This window comes from Microbacterium sp. Y-01 (assembly GCF_003856715.1).
Taxonomy (GTDB): domain Bacteria; phylum Actinomycetota; class Actinomycetes; order Actinomycetales; family Microbacteriaceae; genus Microbacterium; species Microbacterium algeriense.
The window spans coordinates 3,487,182-3,503,737 of sequence record NZ_CP024170.1 but is presented as its reverse complement, the minus strand read 5'-3'; the positions used below and the strand labels follow the sequence as shown (position 1 = coordinate 3,503,737).

Here is a 16,556-nt window from a genome sequence, read left to right as displayed (position 1 = left end):
GTCTTGTGGCCGATCGTCGGTCGGCATCCGTCTGCCGGGAGATCCGCCGCTTCCTCCTTCCTAGAAAGTCCGCCTGTGCTGGGAAAAATCCTCCTCCGTTATCTCTCCCGATACCGATGGCTGCTGCTCGCCGTGCTGGTCTTCCAGCTCGCCAGCGTGGCGGCGACCCTGTACCTCCCGCGCCTGAACGCCGACATCATCGACAAGGGCGTCGCCCGCGGTGACACCGGCTACATCTGGAGCACGGGCCTGTTCATGCTCGCGGTGTCGCTCGGGCAGATCATCGCCTCGATCACCGCCACCTACTTCGCCGCGCGCGCGGCGATGGGCGCCGGCCGCGACATCCGCGCCGACGTCTTCGGCAAGGTCAGCGGATTCTCCGAGCGCGAGGTGTCGCAGTTCGGCGCCGGTTCCCTCATCACCCGCAACACGAACGACGTGCAGCAGGTGCAGATGCTCGCGATGATGGGCGCCACGATGCTCGTCACCGCGCCGCTGCTCGCGATCGGCGGCATCATCTTCGCGGTGCAGACGAACGTCGGCCTGAGCTGGCTCATCGCGGTCTCGGTGCCGGCGCTGCTCATCCTCGCCGCCCTCGTGATCGGGCGCATGGTGCCGCTGTTCCGCAGCTACCAGGGCAAGCTCGACAACGTCAACCGCATCATGCGCGAGCAGCTCACCGGCGTCCGCGTCGTGCGCGCCTTCGTGCGCGAGCGCATCGAGGAGGAGCGCTTCCGCGGCGCCAACACCGACATCATGGTCGTCGGCCGCAAGGTCGGTTCGCTGTTCGTGCTTCTGTTCCCGCTGTTCATGCTGATCCTCAACGTCACCGTCGTCTCGGTCATCTGGTTCGGCGGCATCGAGGTCAACAACGGCACGGTCCAGGTGGGCACGCTGTTCGCGTTCATGCAGTACATCGGCCAGATCATGGGCGGCGTCATCATGGCGAGCTTCATGGCGATGATGATCCCGCGCGCCGCGGTCTCGGCCGAGCGCATCGGCGAGGTGCTCGAATCCGAGTCCACGCTCATCCGCCCGGAGAACGGCGTGACCGAGTTCCCGGTGCCGGGGGCGGTGGCGCTCGACGACGTCGAGTTCACCTATCCCGGTGCCGACTCCCCGGTGCTCAGCGGCATCAGCTTCGCCGCGCAGCCGGGTGAGACGGTCGCGATCGTCGGCTCCACGGGATCGGGCAAGACCACGCTCGTGTCGCTCATCCCGCGTCTGTTCGACGTCTCGGGCGGTTCCGTCCACGTCGGCGGCACCGACGTGCGCGAGGCCGATGTCGAAGCGCTGTGGGACAGCATCGGGCTCGTGCCGCAGCGTCCGTTCCTCTTCACCGGCACCGTCGCGTCGAACCTCCGCTACGGCCGCGAGGAAGCGACCGACGAAGAGCTCTGGCACGCCCTCGAGATCGCGCAGGGGCGCGACTTCGTCGAGGAGATGCCGGACGGGCTGGACTCGCGCATCGCCCAGGGCGGCACGAACGTCTCCGGCGGGCAGCGCCAGCGTCTCGCGATCGCCCGTGCGATCGTGCACCGGCCGCAGATCCTCGTCTTCGACGACTCGTTCTCGGCGCTCGACCTCACCACCGACGCCCGGCTGCGCCAGGCGCTGTGGCGGGAGCTGCCCCACGTGACGAAGATCGTGGTCGCGCAGCGCATCTCGACCATCACGGACGCCGATCGCATCGTCGTCCTCGACGGAGGAACCATGGTCGGCGTCGGCACGCACGAGGAGTTGCTCGAGACGAGCGACACCTACCGAGAGATCGTCGAGTCGCAGTTGGGGGTGGACGCATGAGCGAGCAGAACCCTTCGACAAGCTCAGGGACCCAGTCGACAAGCTCAGGGACCCAGCGACGTCGCGGCCGCGGCAAGGCGACGGCCGCCGTCGCCGAGGTCGAGCTGAGCGCCGAGGAGCAGTACGAGGCCGAGCTCGCGGAGCAGGCGCGTCAGCACTCCGGCGACTGGGACAGCGTCGCGCCGGGCAAGGCCGACAACTTCGGTCCGAGCTTCGCGCGCATGATCGGGCTGCTGAAGCCCTCGGCGATCTGGTTCGTCTTCGTGTCGATCCTCGGCGCGATCGGCGTCGTGCTGACGGTCGCCGCCCCGAAGGTCCTCGCCGAGGCCACCAACCTCGTCTACAAGGGGTTCATCTCCATCCAGCTGGGGCAGCAGAACGGCGACTTCCCCGGCTTCCCCGCCGGCACGCCGCAGGACGTCGTGGTCGACGCGCTGCGCAGCTCGGGGCAGACCGATTTCGCGAACCAGGTCGGAGCGCTGGGCGACTTCACCGTCGGCCAGGGCGTCGACTTCGATGCCCTGCGTCTGGTCATCGCCGCCGTCCTCGGGATCTACGTGGCCGCGGCCTTCCTCACCTGGATCCAGGGCTACGTGATCAACGTCATCATGGTGCGCACCATGTGGCGGCTGCGCGAATCCGTCGAGGCGAAGATCAATCGCCTGCCGCTGTCGTACTTTGACAAGGTGCAGCGCGGTGAGCTGATCTCCCGCGTCACGAACGACATCGACAACATCACCCAGACGATGCAGCAGTCGCTCTCCGGTGCACTCACCTCGGTGCTCACCGTGATCGGTGTGCTCGTGATGATGTTCTCGATCTCGTGGCAGCTCGCCCTCGTCGCGCTCATCACGCTGCCACTCATGGGCGTGATCTTCGGCATCATCGGACCGCGTTCGCAGAAGGCCTTCGGCACCCAGTGGCGCAAGGTGGGCCGGCTCAACGCCCGCGTCGAGGAGGCGTTCTCCGGTCACGCGCTGGTGAAGGTCTTCGGACGCGAGAAGGATGCGCTGGACAAGTTCCAGGTCGAGAACGAGGAGCTGTTCCAGGCGAGCTTCAAGGCGCAGTTCCTGTCCGGCATCATCATGCCGGCCATGATGTTCGTCGGGAATCTCAGCTACGTGGGCATCGCGGTGCTCGGCGGCCTGATGGTCGCGAACGGTCAGCTCCGTCTCGGCGATGTCCAGGCGTTCATCCAGTACTCGCAGCAGTTCACGCAGCCGCTGTCGGAGCTGGGTGGCATGGCCGCCGTCGTGCAGTCCGGCACGGCTTCGGCCGAGCGGGTCTTCGAGCTGCTCGACGCCGACGAGCAGGAGGCGGACGACGCCGATGCGCCCGAGCTGGTGGAGGGCAAGGGCGTCATCGAGTTCGAGAACGTCGCGTTCTCGTACACTCCCGATCGTCCGCTCATCCGGGATCTCTCGTTCCGGGTGGAGCCGGGCCAGACCGTCGCGATCGTCGGTCCGACCGGTGCCGGCAAGACGACCCTGGTGAATCTGATCATGCGCTTCTACGAGCTCAGCGGCGGGCGGATCATGCTCGACGGACAGGACATCGCCGAGGTCACGCGCGACGAGCTCCGCTCGCGCACCGGCATGGTGCTGCAGGACCCGTGGCTGTTCGCCGGCAGCATCCGCGAGAACATCCGGTACGGCCGCTCGACGGCCACGGATGAGGAGGTCATCGCCGCCGCCAAGGCGACCTACGTCGACCGCTTCGTGCACGCCCTCCCTGAGGGATACGACACGGTGCTCGACGAGGATGCCGCGAACGTGTCGGCGGGTGAGCGCCAGCTCATCACCATCGCGCGGGCCTTCGTGGCGCAGCCGTCGATCCTCATCCTCGATGAGGCCACGTCGGCGGTCGACACCCGCACCGAGCTGCTGCTCCAGCACGCGATGGCGGCGCTCCGCGAGGGACGCACGTCGTTCGTGATCGCGCACCGCCTGTCGACCATCCGCGACGCCGACCTCATACTCGTGATGGAGCACGGCGACATCGTCGAGAAGGGCACGCACGACGAGCTCATCGCGGCGCAGGGCGCCTACTGGCGTCTGTACCAGTCGCAGTTCGAGCAGGCCGCGACCGACATCGACGCCGAGGATGCGCTCACCGGCTCCACGCCCGTCGTGATGACGGGCGATGCCGACGAGACGGCGGAAGCCGAGACGCAGGCGGCCGCGGTGGCCGGAGCGTCGGTCGGAGCGCAGGTCCCCGCCGCTGAGACGGCGGCGGCGCAGGGACTGCTCGAAGACGAGGGCGACGCACCGCGCCGCTGACCGCCAGCACGAACGACGACGCCCCACCCCGCTTCCGCCGGGTGGGGCGTCGTGCTGTTCCTGCGAGGTCAGTCCGTGATCCCGAGCAGCTCCAGCGGGTGGGTGAGACGCCACCAGGGGCTCGGGCCATCGAGGTCGTCCGCGAGCACGACCGGTGTCGTCGCGCTGTCGATCGGACCGACCGCGGTGAGCGCACCCACGGCGTCGCCCTGCTCGCGCTCCTCCCCGAGGTCCACGGCGGTCGTGGGGGTCGCCGGCGCACCGTTCCAGAGCACGACCGACGCGTCCGCCGACGTGATCAGATCCACCTCCGCGCCCCACGGCGTGGTCACCTCGCCGACGACGGTGCCCTTCGTCACGACCGGAGCCTGAGACCGGAGCGCGGCCTCGGTCTCGGCGAACAGGGACCGGGTGGCGGCGAGTCGCTGCTCGTCGTCCGCCTGGTTCAGGGCGGTCGCGAATAGGTGCACGGTCGTCTCCCCGATCGTGACGTCCTTCGAGGCGAGCAGGTTCCAGCCGACCAGGGTGCCGGTCTTGATGCCGGTGACCCCGGGGTCGGTGAGCATGCCGTTCGTGTTCACGACGGTCCCCGCGCCGGGGAGGTCCACCGAGACGGTTCCCACGATCTCCGCGAACACGGGGTTCCGCATCGCGAGCTCGCCCAGAGCGATCAGCGCGTCGGGGGTGGCGACGTTGCGTTCGTCGAAGCCCGACGGCGTCACCACCGTGATCCCGGTGAGCCCGCGATCGCGCAGCCAGGTCTCGGCCGCTTGGGCGAACTGGAAGTCGGAACCCCAGATCTCGGCCGCCAAGCGGTCGATGTAGTTGTTCGCCGAGCCCAGGAGCGTGCCCTGCAGCAGCTGGTACTCGGTCAGGACGCCGCCCACCGGCACGTCCAGCGCGGACTGGTCGCTGCGGCGGTAGTCCCAGTACTCGATGCTGTCCCCGTAGTCGAACGAGAACTCGGGGCCCTGCTCACCGGGCGCGAGGGGCATCCGGTCGAGCACCATCAGGCTGCTGACGACCTTGGTGATGCTGGCGATCGGGACGGCGTCGGCGAGGGATGCCGCGGTGCTGAGCCCGGCGATCCCGACGGCGCCTGCACCCTCGGTCGGCCACGTGAGCGCAGCCGCCGGGGCGGCGACCGGCTCGACGGCGACGGTCTGCACCGTCGGCGGCACCTCGTGCAGCGGCCAGAGCAGTGTCGTGCCGGTGTAGGCGGCGACGAGGCCGACGAGAGTGAAGAGCGGCACCAGGACCCCGGGCCCGGCCACGGCGGGACGCGTCCGCGCGTCACGCAGCAGTCCGCCCGCCGGCTCATCCGTCATCGGATCGTCCAGCGACGCGATCGGAGAATCCGCGGCGACGGCCGCGGGGTCGACCCACGTCAGAGCGGTCGCGGGGGTCTTCTCATCCGCCCACTGCGCCTCTGCCTGGTCTGCGGGCGCGTCCTGCTCGTCGGGGGCGTCCTCGTCCACCCGCTGCCGCTTCGGCACGTACGGCGGCTTGGTGAGGGGCGGGGCGGGCGCATCCGCGGCGGGGGGATGTGAAGCGGTCACCCGTTCACGGTACCCAATCCCGGGCGCGTTCCGCCGCGCGATGCGGGGAGACGCGCCGGTGGCGAGGCGCGGTAGGATCGTCAGCACAACCACGGGAGTCCGGCGAGCCGGGCTGAGAGGGAGCGAATCGCGCTTCGACCGTCGAACCTGATCTGGGTCATGCCAGCGCAGGGAGGAGTTCAGATGAGTACGTCCACGCACCGCTCGACCACGCAGGCATCCGCCGCCGCGAACGGGCTTCACCGCACACCGGTCTGGCGCTGGCGCGTCGTCGACATCGTCGTCGCCGCCGTCCTCGGTGTCGCGATCGGCCTCGTGTTCTGGGGCTGGAACACGATCGGCTACGCCTGGTTCGGCGCGGCCGATGCCCTGACGCCGGGGCTCGGCGGGATCGCCGTCGGCATCTGGCTGCTCGGCGGCGTCGTCGGCGGTCTCGTGATCCGCAAGCCCGGTGCGGCGCTGGTCGTCGAGCTCGTCGCCGCGATCGTGTCGATGCTGATCGGCAACGTGTGGGGCGTCTCGACCGTGCTGTCCGGCCTCGTGCAGGGCCTGGGCGCCGAGATCGTCTTCGCCCTGTTCTTCTACCGTCGCTTCGGGATCACGGTCGCCGCGCTCGCCGGGGTCGGCGCCGCTTTCGCCGCCTGGGTGTTCGAGCTGTTCTACGGCAGCTCGCCCAACATCCTGAAGTCGGTCGAGTTCAACACGATCTACCTGGTCAGCGTCGTCGTCTCTGGGGCCATCCTGGCGGGCGTCGTCGGCTGGCTGCTGGTGCGCGCCCTCGCCGTCACCGGTGCACTCAACCGCTTCGCCGTGGGGCGAGAGCACGTGCGCGAGGTCTGAGCGTGACCTTCGCCGCCCCGGCCCGCGTGCAGGCTGCGGGCTGGGGCTGGCGGTACGCCGGCCGGAAGCGCCCGGCCGTCGCCGACGTCTCGTTCACGATCGAACCGGGCGAGCGGGTGCTGCTGCTCGGAGCGTCGGGAGCGGGCAAGTCGACCCTGCTCGCGGGCCTCGCCGGCGTGCTGGGCGGCGACGACGAGGGTGAGCGGAAGGGCACGCTCCGGATCGACGGTGCGGCTCCGGAGTCGCGCCACGGTCAGGTGGGACTGGTGCTGCAGGACCCGGATGCCGGGATCGTGCTGTCGAAGGTGGGCGATGACGTGGCCTTCGGCTGCGAGAACCTCGGGGTGCCGGCAACCGAGATCCCCGGCCGTGTCGCCGAAGCGCTCGACGCCGTCGGCCTCGATGTTCCGCTGCAGCGCCCGACGAAGGCTCTCTCCGGCGGGCAGAAGCAGCGCCTCGTGCTCGCCGGCGTGCTCGCGATGCGACCGGGACTGCTGCTGCTCGACGAACCCACCGCGAACCTCGACCCGGACGGTGTGCGCGAGGTGCGGGCGAGTGTCGAACGCGCGGTGGTCTCGACTGGCGCGACCCTGATCGTCGTCGAGCACCGCACGCCCGTCTGGGCCGACTTGATGACGCGCGTGATCGTGCTCGCGGCGGACGGCGGCCTGCTCGCCGACGGTCCGCCCGACCGGGTCTTCGCCGCGCACGCCGACGCGCTGGCCGCGGCCGGGGTGTGGGTGCCCGATCGCGGCATCGATCTTCCGGTGCTCGAGCCGGTCGCCGCCCTCGACGCGCTCACCGCATCCGGACTCTCGATCGCGAGGGAGGCGGACGTCGTGGTGCAGGCGGGGCTCGACCTGCGCGTGCCGCGGGCGAACGCGACCGTCATCACGGGGCCCAACGGGGCGGGCAAGTCGACGCTCGCGCTCACCCTCGCCGGGCTGATTCCGGAGCACGCGGGCGAGGTGCGATCGGCCCCCGAACTCGCCGGCCGCAAGGGCACGCGTCCCATCCGCTGGACCTCGCGGGAACTGCTCACCCGCATCGGCATGGTGTTCCAGGAGCCCGAGCACCAGTTCCTCACCCAGACCCTCCGCGACGAACTGGCCGTCGGCCCCCGCGCCCTCGGCTGGGACAGGGCGAAGACGGATGCCGTCGTCGATGAGCTGCTGGAACGGCTCGGATTGTCGCTGCTCGCGCTCGCCAACCCCTTCACGCTCTCCGGTGGGCAGAAGCGGCGGCTGTCGGTCGCGACCGTCCTGGCTGGGGCACCCGAGGTGATCGTGCTCGATGAACCGACGTTCGGGCAGGATCGTCGCGGCTGGATCTCGCTCGTCGCCCTGCTGCAGGAGGAGATCGCGCGGGGGCGCTCGATCATCGCCGTCACACACGACGACGCCGTGATCCGGCACCTGGGCGGCCACCGCATCACGCTGGGGGCGGCCTCGTGACCGCCACCGAGACCGCGCGGCCGGTGTGGCTGGACGGGGTGAATCCGGTCACGAAGCTCGTGCTGGCGGTGCTGCTGTCCGTGCCGCTGTTCGCCTCCATCGACGTCACCAGCGCGCTGGCCGCGATCGTGCTGCAGCTGCTGTGCCTGCCCTTGACGGGGCTGCGCCTGGCCACGGTGCTGCGTCGGCTCCTGCCGATCGCGATCTTCGCGCCGATCGCTGGCATCAGCATGCTGCTGTACGCGGAACCGGCGGGGCGGGTCTACTGGAGCTTCGGCTTCGCGACGATCAGCGAGGACTCCATCGCCCTGGCCATCGCCGTGAGCCTGCGCGTGATCGCGTTGGGGCTGCCGACGATCCTGCTGTTCGGCGGCACCGACCCCACGGAACTCGCCGATGCGCTCTCCCAGGTGGCGCGGCTGCCCTCTCGTTTCGTGCTGGGCATCCTCGCCGGAACCAGGATGCTCGGGCTGTTCCTCGACGACTGGCGCACCATGAGCCTGGCTCGTCGAGCCCGCGGCGTCGGCGACCGCGGGGTGCTGCGGCGGTTCTTCTCGATGGCGTTCGTGCTGCTGGTCTTCGCGGTGCGGCGGGGCTCGAAGCTCGCGCTCGCCATGGAGGCGCGCGGCTTCGGCTCCGGCATCCCGCGCACCTGGTCACGACCATCGCGGATGCATCCACGCGACGCGGTGGCGCTGTTCGGAGGCGTCCTGATCATGGTTCTCGCGCTGACCGCCGCGGTGCTCGTCGGCACCTTCCGTTTCGTCTGGAGCTGATCTCGGGCCGAGTGGCCCTGTTGCGAGTCCCGGGCGAGGGCTACCTTGGGCCGGAGAAGCCAGGCCGACCCTCAGAAAGGTTCCGAGCATGAGCACTCCCTCTTCCGACTATCAGCCGCTGTTCACGAGGCCGGGGGAGGCGACGGTCGCCCCGCGGCACCTCATCCCGGAGCAGGAATCGCTGCCGGCGACGGCGAAGCAGATCGTCGAGGACGAGACCATCCTCGACGGCAACGCGCGTCTGAACCTCGCGACATTCGTCAGCACCTGGATGGACGACGAAGCCAAACAGGTCTACGAATCATCGTTCGACAAGAACATGATCGACAAGGACGAGTATCCGCAGACGGCGGCGATCGAGGACAACTGCTGGCACATGCTCGCGAACCTGTGGAACGCTCCCGACGCCTCGCGCAGCATAGGCACCTCGACCATCGGCTCCTCCGAGGCCTGCATGCTCGGCGGGCTGGCGTTCAAGCGCCGGTGGCAGCTCGCCCGCCGCGCCGCCGGCAAGGACACCTCTTCTCCGAACCTCGTGATGAGCTCGGCGGTGCAGGTGTGCTGGGAGAAGTTCTGCAACTACTTCGACGTCGAACCGCGCTACGTGCCCATCAGCGAGGAGCACAAGACGCTCGACGGCCACGACCTCGACAGATACGTCGACGAGAACACGATCGGCGTGGTCGCGATCATGGGTGTCACCTACACCGGGATGTACGAGCCGGTGGCGGAGATCGCCGCAGCCCTGGACGCGTTCCAGCAGCGCACCGGACTCGACATCCCGATCCACGTCGACGGCGCCTCCGGGGCCATGATCGCGCCCTTCCTGCAGCCCGACCTGCAGTGGGACTTCCGGCTCGAGCGGGTGCACTCGATCAACACCTCCGGGCACAAGTACGGCCTGGTGTACCCGGGTCTCGGCTGGGTCGTGTGGCGCGACGCGCAGTGGCTCCCCGAGGAGCTGGTGTTCAAGGTGAGCTACCTCGGCGGTGAGATGCCGACGTTCGCGCTCAACTTCTCGCGTCCTGGTGCCCAGGTGCTGCTGCAGTACTACCTCTTCCTGCGCCTCGGCGTCGAGGGGTACCGCGCCGTGCAGCAGGCGTCGCAGGACGTCGCGAAGTTCCTCGCGGCGGGGATCGCGAAGCTCGAGGCATTCGAGCTGTGGAACGACGGCAGCGACATCCCGGTCTTCGCCTGGCGCCTGAAGGACGGCCATACCGAGAACTGGAACCTCTACCACCTGCAGGATCGGCTGCGGATGCGCGGCTGGCTCGTGCCGGCGTACCCGATGCCCGCCGACCTGGAGCAGATCACGGTGCAGCGCATCGTCGTGCGCAACGGCCTGAGCATGGACCTCGCCGCAGAGCTGCTGGACGCGATCGCCGCCGAGGTCGAGCACCTCGACGCGCTCACCGCGCCGATGCCCGCGGATCACCCCGACTCGGCGTTCCACCACTAGGAGGGCGTGATGTCCGACGCCACGCCCGCATCCCGGCCCGCTCCCGCCGCTGCCGGGACGACGAACCCACCCCCGAAGCAGATCTCTCGTCCCGCGGTCGCGGTGCTCGGGGTGGGCCAGCTCGCGCTGCTCACCCTCGTCGTCGTGGCCAGTCTGCGCTCCCTGCCGGCGATGGCGACCTACGGTCTCGGCAGCGTCATGCTCTACCTGATCCCGGCGATCGTGTTCCTGGTCCCGACCGCGCTGGTCGCAGCCGAACTCGCCACGGGATGGAAAGGCGGGGTGTACGTGTGGGTGCGCGAAGCGCTCGGCAATCGCTGGGGCTTCACCGCGGTGTGGCTGCAGTGGATCCAGAACGTCGTCTGGTTCCCCACGCAACTGGCCTTCATCGCCGGTGCGCTCGCGTTCGTCTTCGTCGACCCGTCCCTGTCGAGCTCCGGGTTCTTCACCGCCGTCGTCATCATCGTCTTCTACTGGGGCGCGACGCTGGTCACGCTGCGCGGCGGCAACCTCTTCGCCAAGCTCGGGTCGTGGGGCGGCATCCTCGGCACGCTGCTGCCCGCGGTGCTGCTCATCGTCTTCGGGGCGATCTGGGTGTTCAGCGGGGAGAGGAGTCAGGTCTCGCTCGCACCGTCCGCGCTGATCCCGCCGTTCACCGGACTCGCCTCGATCGTGCTGATCGTGTCGAACGTGCTCGCTTATGCCGGCATGGAGGTCAACGCCGTGCACGTGAACCAGATGAAGGACCCGGGGAAGGGGTACCCGCGGTCGGTGTTCCTCGCCGCCCTCCTCATCCTGCTGGTGTTCGTCCTGCCGACGCTGGCGATCTCGGTCGCCGTCCCGTCGAAGGAACTGGGGCTGACCAACGGCATCATGCTCGCGTTCGGGGTGTACTTCGACCACTGGGGTGTCGGCTGGGCCACCGCTGTGGTCTCTGCCCTCATCGCAGCGGGAGCCCTCGCGTCGGTGATCACCTGGGTGGCCGGTCCGTCGAAGGGCGTGCTCGCCGCGGCGGAGACGGGTCTGCTCCCTCCGGCGCTGCAGAAGCGCAACAAGGCCGGCATCCAGTCCGGGATCCTCATGCTGCAGGGCACGATCGTGACGGTGCTCGCGGCGATCTTCATCATCGTGCCGAACGTGAGCGCGGCCTTCGTCGCCCTCATCGACATGGCGGCGGCGCTCTACCTCATCATGTACATGCTGATGTTCGCGTCGGCGATCGTGCTGCGCCGCAAGGAGCCGAACGTGCACCGCGCCTACCGCGTCACGGCGCTGCCGTTCGTGGCGGGGGTGGGCTTCGTCGCGTGCCTCGCTGCCTTCCTGCTCGCGTTCATCCCGCCCGACGGGTTCACCGCGTTCCCGCCTGCCCTGTATCCGTGGATCGTCGGTGTCGTGATCGTCGTGCTCGGTGCTCCGCCGCTGCTGTTCTACGCGCTGCGACGACCGGGATGGGACCGCCGCCCCGCGGACGGCAGCCTGCTCAGCGACGCGCATCCCGAGGCCTGAGCGCCGACCGGGCGGGTCAGGACTCGTTCCAGAGCCGGCGGTAGTACTCGAGTCGCTCGCGGTCGGGCTCGACGCCGTACGCCTCGATGAGCGTGTCCTCCCAGCCGGGGCCGTAGTTCCACAGCGTGCTCATCGAGGCGACGGCGATGTCGGCCCAGCGGTCGGCCACGCCGAGGGCCGCGAGGTCGACGAAGCCCGCCGGCTCGCCGTCGTCGTCGAGCAGGGTGTTCGGCAGGCATGCGTCACCGTGGCAGACCACGAGGCAGTCGATCGGAGGCTCCGCATGCAGCTCGACCGGGACCTGGGTGCCGCGTTCCGCCGCATTCGCGATGCGCTCCGCCGTGCTCCATCCCCACGGGCACTCCGCGACCGGCAGGGCGTCGTGCAGCGCCCGGAGCCCCCGCCCTACCGCGCGCACCGCGACCTCGGGTTTCGCCGCCCAGCGCGGATCGACGGCGCTGGAGGCGGGCAGCGCGGCCGTCACGAGCCACTCGTGCTCGGCATCCTGCCCCTGTTCGAGCACGTCAGGGACCGGCAGCCACCGCCGCGCCCAGCGCATGCGCTCGGCTTCGTCGCGCATGTTCGCCTCGGCGTCGTGCGGACCCCACTTGATGTAGCGCCCGTCGTCGGTGCGGAAGGTGAGGCCGCCGAGGCTGTTGCGCCAGACCGGCGTGAGGGCGGCGCCGCGGGCCAGCGCGCGCACGCGGGACGGCACTTCGATGGACGATGTGGGGATGCTCACACCTCCCATCCTGCCCGTCATCCGTCTCGGGGGTGTCGTAGGCTCGCTTGCGATGCTGCTGCCGGCGCTCGGCCGACACGCGGAGCGCGACCGACCTCGGGCCGGGCGCGGGGTCGTGATGAAACCAGGAACCACGTAGTCTGATACTGCGTTCCATCACGGCATGTCGCACGACGACGTTCGAAGGAGAACATCAGATGCAGATCAGCGGACAGGGTGCACTCATCACAGGAGGCGCCTCGGGCCTCGGACTCGCCACCGCTCGGCGGCTCAGAGCCGCCGGCGCGCACGTGACCATCATCGATCTGGCGTCGTCGAAGGGCGCCGAGATCGCCGACGAGCTGGGCGGACTCTTCGTCGCGGCCGACGTCACGAGCGCCGACGACGTGCGCGACGCGGTCGCCGCCGCCCAGGCCGCCGCCCAGGCCGCCGCCCCGCTGCGCGTTGTCGTGAACTGCGCCGGGATCGCGCCGCCGGCCAAGGTGCTCGATCGCGGCGGTAACCCCGCCGTGCTCGCCGACTTCGAGCGCATCGTGCGGATCAACCTCGTCGGCACGTTCAACGTGATCTCGCAGGCGGCGGCCCTGATCGCCAAGAACGACCTCCTGGAGGAGGAGCGCGGCGTCATCGTCAACACCGCGAGCGTCGCGGCGTTCGACGGCCAGATCGGCCAGCCGGCGTACTCCGCGTCCAAGGGCGGAGTGCACGCCATGACGCTGCCCGTGGCGCGCGAACTCGCCCGCCACGGCATCCGCGTCTGCACGATCGCCCCCGGGATCATGGAGACCCCGATGCTGATGGGCCTCCCGCAGGCCGCGCAGGATTCGCTGGGTCAGCAGGTCCCGTTCCCTTCCCGCCTCGGCCGCCCCGACGAGTACGCCGCCCTCGTGGAGCACATCGTCGAGAACGGCTACCTCAACGGCGAGACCATCCGCCTCGACGGCGCGATCCGCATGGCCCCGAAGTAACCCGACCCACCGCCCCAGCTGCTCCCGTCGCACTATGAAGGAGAACCCATGACCCTGGCCGGAAAGACCATCCTGATGTCGGGCGGAAGCCGCGGGATCGGACTCGCCATCGCGCTGCGAGCGGCCGCGGACGGGGCGAACATCGCCATGCTCGCGAAGACCGACACCCCGCACCCGAAGCTCGAGGGCACGATCCACACCGCGGCGGAGCAGATCCGCGCGGCCGGCGGTCAGGCCCTGCCGATCGTCGGAGACGTCCGCGTCGACGACGACATCACGGAAGCCGTCATGAAGACCCAGGGCGAGTTCGGCGGGATCGACATCGTCATCAACAACGCCAGCGTCATCGATCTCTCGCGCTCGCTCGACCTCTCCGCCAAGAAGTACGACCTCATGCAGGACGTCAACGTGCGCGGGACCTTCATGCTGTCGCGGACGGCCGTTCCCATCCTGAAGGACGCCGAGAACCCGCACATCCTGTCCCTCTCGCCGCCGCTCAACCCGACCCCGAAGTGGCTCGGTGCGCACACCGGCTACACCCTCGCGAAGTTCGGGATGACGATGGCGACCCTCGGCCTCGCAGCGGAGTTCGCCCGTGACGGGATCGCCGCCAACACGCTGTGGCCGCGCACCACGATCGCGACCGCCGCCGTGCAGAACCTCCTCGGCGGCGACAAGGTCATGGCGGCCAGCCGCACGCCCGACATCTACGCGGATGCCGCTTACGCGGTGCTGTGCAAGCCCGCGGCGTCCTACACGGGCCAGACCCTGATCGTCGAGGACGTGCTCGAGGCGGACGGCGTGACGGACTTCTCCCGGTACGCGGCCATCCCCGGCACCCCCGACAGCGCCCTGTTCCCGGACATCTTCCTCGACTGACGCTTCGACAGGCTCAGCGACCCAGGCGGGGGCTCAGCGACCCGCGGTGGGGATCAGAGCAGGAGGTAGACGGCGCCGGCGACCGTGAGGGCGATCACGATCCGGTCGAACACACGCTGGTTCAGCCGTCTCGCCAGTCGCAGGCCGGCGAGCGCGCCGATCACCACGAGCGGGGCGAGGATGGCGTCGGTCAGCAGCACCGGACCCGTGAACAGGCCGATCCCGGCGAGGAACGGCACCTTGATCACGTTGATGATCGCGAAGAACCACGCCGACGTGCCGAGGAACACCTGCACCGGCGTGCGGGTGGCCAGGAAATACATCGACATCACCGGGCCGCCGGCGTTCGCGACCATGGTCGTGAAACCGCCGAGCGTTCCATAGGCGCCCGCCAGCACGAGGCCGCCGGATGCCGGAGCGACCGCATCCGTCCGCGAAGCCCGCCGCCGCCGCCACAGTGTCACGCCGATCATCAGCAGCAGGATCACGCCGATCGCACGGCGGACCACCCCGTCACCCGCGAAGGCTAGGAAGGCGAAGCCCATGAGGAGCCCCGCGACGACGGCCGGCGCGAGACGCAGCAGCGTCGGCCAGTGCGCGTGCCGGCGGTAGGCGATCAGGGCGAACACGTCTCCCACCATGAGCAGCAGCAGCATCGCAGCCGTGGAGGTGCGAGCGGGCAGCACCGCGGCGAACAGCGCGATCGCGAGGATGCTGCCGCCGGGAAGCGCTGTCTTCGACACCCCGATCGTCAGGGCGGCAGCCCCGAGCGCCGCCCATCCCCAGGGGTCGAGGTCGATCACCGGCGAAGCTCGGCGACGATCGCGTCGTACCCGCGTGCGGCGGCGAGGTCGACCGGCAGCACGCCGTCACCGTCCCGGATCCCCGCATCCGCCCCGCCGTCGAGCAGCGTGCGCACGACTTCGATGTACGTCGCAGACCCGTCGCCGAGCACGATCGCCTCGTGCAGGGCCGTCCAGTTCAGGTTGTTGACGTGGTTCGGGTCCACGCCGGCTTCGAGGAGGATGCGGATGGTCGACAGCAGTCCGCGCTCGGCGGCCGGGATGAGCGCCGTCCCGCCGAAGCGGTTCGTGCTGGTGAGGTCTGCGCCGTGCTGGAGAGTCAGCCGCAGGATCTCGTCGTGCCCGCGGGCTCCGGCGTACAGGTAGGCCGAGTCCTGCATGTCGTCCTTGGCGTTCACATCCGCGCCGGCCTCGATGAGCACCCGCGCCGCGGCCGTGTGGTTCGCCTTGGTCGCGGCGACCAGGGGTGTCATCCCGCCGGATCCGCGCGCCTCGATGTCGGCGCCCGTCTCGATCGCCGAGCGGACGGCGGTCTCGTCTCCGGCCGCAGCCGCGGCGAGCAGAGCGCGAGTGGCGTCGGTCATGGTGGCCTCCTGAGTCGGCGGGTGCGGATCCGTCGCCGACGGATCCAGTGTCGCTGTGCAGCCCGTCGCTGTCAGCAGCGTGATCAGGACGCTCCCGATGGTCAGCATCCGTCGCACACCCATGCGTCCGGTATACCAAACGCGGCGGTATCGAGAGGGGTCAGCCGCGGGCAGCAGCGAGCGCGGCGGTGAATCGTCCGGCGCGCTGCTCGATGTCGGCCCAGTCGGATGCCGTGATCGAGGCGCTGTTGGCGAGGTCTCCACCGGCGCCGACCGCGACCGCGCCCGCGGCGAACCAGGCGGCGAGGTTGTCGGGGCTGACCCCGCCGGTGGGCATGAGCGGTGCGTCGGGGAACGGTCCGCGCAGGGCCCCGAGGTACGAGGGTCCACCGAGCGAGGCGGGGAAGATCTTCACGACGTCGACGCCGAGTTCGAGGGCGCCCATGACCTCGGTGGGAGTCATCGCGCCGGTCATCACCACACGGCCCGTGTCGAGCATGCTGCGGGTGAGGTGGGGGAGCGTGCCGGGACTGACGAGGAACTCCGCTCCGGCATCCGCCGCGAGTTCTGCCTGAGCGGCGGTGGTCACGGTACCGGCACCGATGTATGCGGCATCCCCGTGTCGGGCGATGAGCTCCCGGATCACCGACGGCGCGTCGGGAGTGGAGAAGGTCACCTCGATGCCGGTGACACCGCCGCGGATGATGGCCTCCGAGGCCTCGAGCGCCAGCTCGGGGGACGGGGCGCGGAGGACGGCGAGGATGCCGGTGGTGCGGGCGCGGTCGAGACGGTCGGACATGGGGCTCCTTGATCGAGGGACTTCCCTCATTCTCGCGGACGCCAACCTGTAACGACAACCGAGGGGCATCGAGCTACCGATGCCTGCCAGGGCCTTCCCACCCGA

The 16,556-nt window shown here is 69.8% G+C and carries 14 protein-coding genes and 1 riboswitch; of the genes, 9 read left to right on the top strand and 5 right to left on the bottom strand.

From position 1 onward, the window contains the following. Window positions 1-75: 75 nt before the first annotated feature. Both CSX12_RS16835 and CSX12_RS16830 read left to right on the top strand, forming a co-directional pair. Entirely contained in the window at window positions 76-1,803 is a 1,728-nt protein-coding gene (locus CSX12_RS16835; RefSeq protein ID WP_017203401.1) for an ABC transporter ATP-binding protein, read from the top strand. After that, window positions 1,800-4,082, top strand: coding sequence for an ABC transporter ATP-binding protein (locus tag CSX12_RS16830; protein WP_124896552.1), 2,283 nt, complete (start codon window positions 1,800-1,802; stop codon window positions 4,080-4,082). Before CSX12_RS16835 ends, CSX12_RS16830 begins: the two co-directional genes overlap by 4 nt. A 68-nt stretch (window positions 4,083-4,150) precedes the next feature. Here the strand turns inward: CSX12_RS16830 and CSX12_RS16825 are convergent, their stop codons facing one another. Further along, window positions 4,151-5,641 carry a D-alanyl-D-alanine carboxypeptidase gene (locus CSX12_RS16825; protein ID WP_124896551.1) on the bottom strand — a complete coding sequence of 497 codons (1,491 nt, stop codon included), beginning with the start codon at window positions 5,639-5,641 and terminating at the stop codon, window positions 4,151-4,153. Between the two features lie 81 nt (window positions 5,642-5,722). After that, a riboswitch (TPP riboswitch) is annotated at window positions 5,723-5,834 on the top strand. Between CSX12_RS16825 and CSX12_RS16820 the strand changes: the two genes are divergently transcribed. From CSX12_RS16820 to CSX12_RS16800, 5 genes are all read left to right on the top strand, one after another. Further along, window positions 5,825-6,481 (top strand): ECF transporter S component, encoded by a 657-nt coding sequence (locus CSX12_RS16820; protein WP_124896550.1) that lies wholly within the window; start codon window positions 5,825-5,827, stop codon window positions 6,479-6,481. (Overlaps the previous riboswitch by 10 nt.) 2 nt (window positions 6,482-6,483) lie before the next feature. Next, window positions 6,484-7,935 carry an ABC transporter ATP-binding protein gene (locus CSX12_RS16815; RefSeq protein ID WP_124896549.1) on the top strand — a complete coding sequence of 484 codons (1,452 nt, stop codon included), beginning with the start codon at window positions 6,484-6,486 and terminating at the stop codon, window positions 7,933-7,935. Next, window positions 7,932-8,711 (top strand): energy-coupling factor transporter transmembrane component T, encoded by a 780-nt coding sequence (locus tag CSX12_RS16810; protein WP_124896548.1) that lies wholly within the window; start codon window positions 7,932-7,934, stop codon window positions 8,709-8,711. The genes CSX12_RS16815 and CSX12_RS16810 overlap by 4 nt, the downstream gene beginning before the upstream one ends. 88 nt (window positions 8,712-8,799) lie before the next feature. Further along, window positions 8,800-10,170 (top strand): glutamate decarboxylase, encoded by a 1,371-nt coding sequence (locus CSX12_RS16805; protein WP_124896547.1) that lies wholly within the window; start codon window positions 8,800-8,802, stop codon window positions 10,168-10,170. A 9-nt stretch (window positions 10,171-10,179) separates the two neighbouring features. Next, complete coding sequence (locus CSX12_RS16800) at window positions 10,180-11,676, top strand: amino acid permease (protein ID WP_206427107.1); 1,497 nt, start codon at window positions 10,180-10,182, stop codon at window positions 11,674-11,676. A gap of 16 nt (window positions 11,677-11,692) precedes the next feature. On the opposite strand, the gene CSX12_RS16795 is transcribed toward CSX12_RS16800, so the two are convergent. Continuing rightward, entirely contained in the window at window positions 11,693-12,418 is a 726-nt protein-coding gene (locus CSX12_RS16795; protein ID WP_206427106.1) for an aminoglycoside 3'-phosphotransferase, read from the bottom strand. Between the two features lie 197 nt (window positions 12,419-12,615). On the opposite strand from CSX12_RS16795, the gene CSX12_RS16790 reads away from it, so the two are divergent. Together CSX12_RS16790 and CSX12_RS16785 are read left to right on the top strand one after the other, a co-directional pair. Beyond that, entirely contained in the window at window positions 12,616-13,386 is a 771-nt protein-coding gene (locus CSX12_RS16790) for an SDR family NAD(P)-dependent oxidoreductase (protein ID WP_124896545.1), read from the top strand. Window positions 13,387-13,434: 48 nt separating this feature from the next. Beyond that, entirely contained in the window at window positions 13,435-14,265 is an 831-nt protein-coding gene (locus tag CSX12_RS16785; protein ID WP_017203390.1) for an NAD(P)-dependent oxidoreductase, read from the top strand. Between the two features lie 53 nt (window positions 14,266-14,318). Here the strand turns inward: CSX12_RS16785 and CSX12_RS16780 are convergent, their stop codons facing one another. The 3 genes from CSX12_RS16780 to CSX12_RS16770 all read right to left on the bottom strand — a co-directional run bounded on the left by CSX12_RS16780 (window position 14,319) and on the right by CSX12_RS16770 (window position 16,451). After that, window positions 14,319-15,068, bottom strand: coding sequence for a sulfite exporter TauE/SafE family protein (locus CSX12_RS16780; RefSeq protein ID WP_124896544.1), 750 nt, complete (start codon window positions 15,066-15,068; stop codon window positions 14,319-14,321). Further along, the gene (locus tag CSX12_RS16775) at window positions 15,065-15,652 is read right to left on the bottom strand and encodes an ankyrin repeat domain-containing protein (RefSeq protein ID WP_241160497.1); all 588 of its coding nucleotides are present in this window, start codon (window positions 15,650-15,652) and stop codon (window positions 15,065-15,067) included. The genes CSX12_RS16780 and CSX12_RS16775 overlap by 4 nt, the downstream gene beginning before the upstream one ends. 160 nt (window positions 15,653-15,812) lie before the next feature. Beyond that, window positions 15,813-16,451: a bifunctional 4-hydroxy-2-oxoglutarate aldolase/2-dehydro-3-deoxy-phosphogluconate aldolase gene (locus CSX12_RS16770; protein ID WP_124896542.1), complete on the bottom strand. Its 639-nt coding sequence runs from the start codon at window positions 16,449-16,451 to the stop codon at window positions 15,813-15,815. Between the last annotated feature and the right edge of the window lie 105 nt (window positions 16,452-16,556).

Bases quoted from the DNA above. Each gene is read 5' to 3' on its own strand.
- CSX12_RS16830 (WP_124896552.1), top strand. From the start codon at position 1,800: ATGAGCGAGCAGAACCCTTCGACAAGCTCAGGGACCCAGTCGACAAGC.
- CSX12_RS16820 (WP_124896550.1), top strand. From the start codon at position 5,825: ATGAGTACGTCCACGCACCGCTCGACCACGCAGGCATCCGCCGCCGCG.
- CSX12_RS16805 (WP_124896547.1), top strand. From the start codon at position 8,800: ATGAGCACTCCCTCTTCCGACTATCAGCCGCTGTTCACGAGGCCGGGG.
- CSX12_RS16800 (WP_206427107.1), top strand. From the start codon at position 10,180: ATGTCCGACGCCACGCCCGCATCCCGGCCCGCTCCCGCCGCTGCCGGG.
- CSX12_RS16790 (WP_124896545.1), top strand. From the start codon at position 12,616: ATGCAGATCAGCGGACAGGGTGCACTCATCACAGGAGGCGCCTCGGGC.
- CSX12_RS16785 (WP_017203390.1), top strand. From the start codon at position 13,435: ATGACCCTGGCCGGAAAGACCATCCTGATGTCGGGCGGAAGCCGCGGG.
- CSX12_RS16775 (WP_241160497.1), bottom strand. From the start codon at position 15,652: ATGACCGACGCCACTCGCGCTCTGCTCGCCGCGGCTGCGGCCGGAGAC.
- CSX12_RS16770 (WP_124896542.1), bottom strand. From the start codon at position 16,451: ATGTCCGACCGTCTCGACCGCGCCCGCACCACCGGCATCCTCGCCGTC.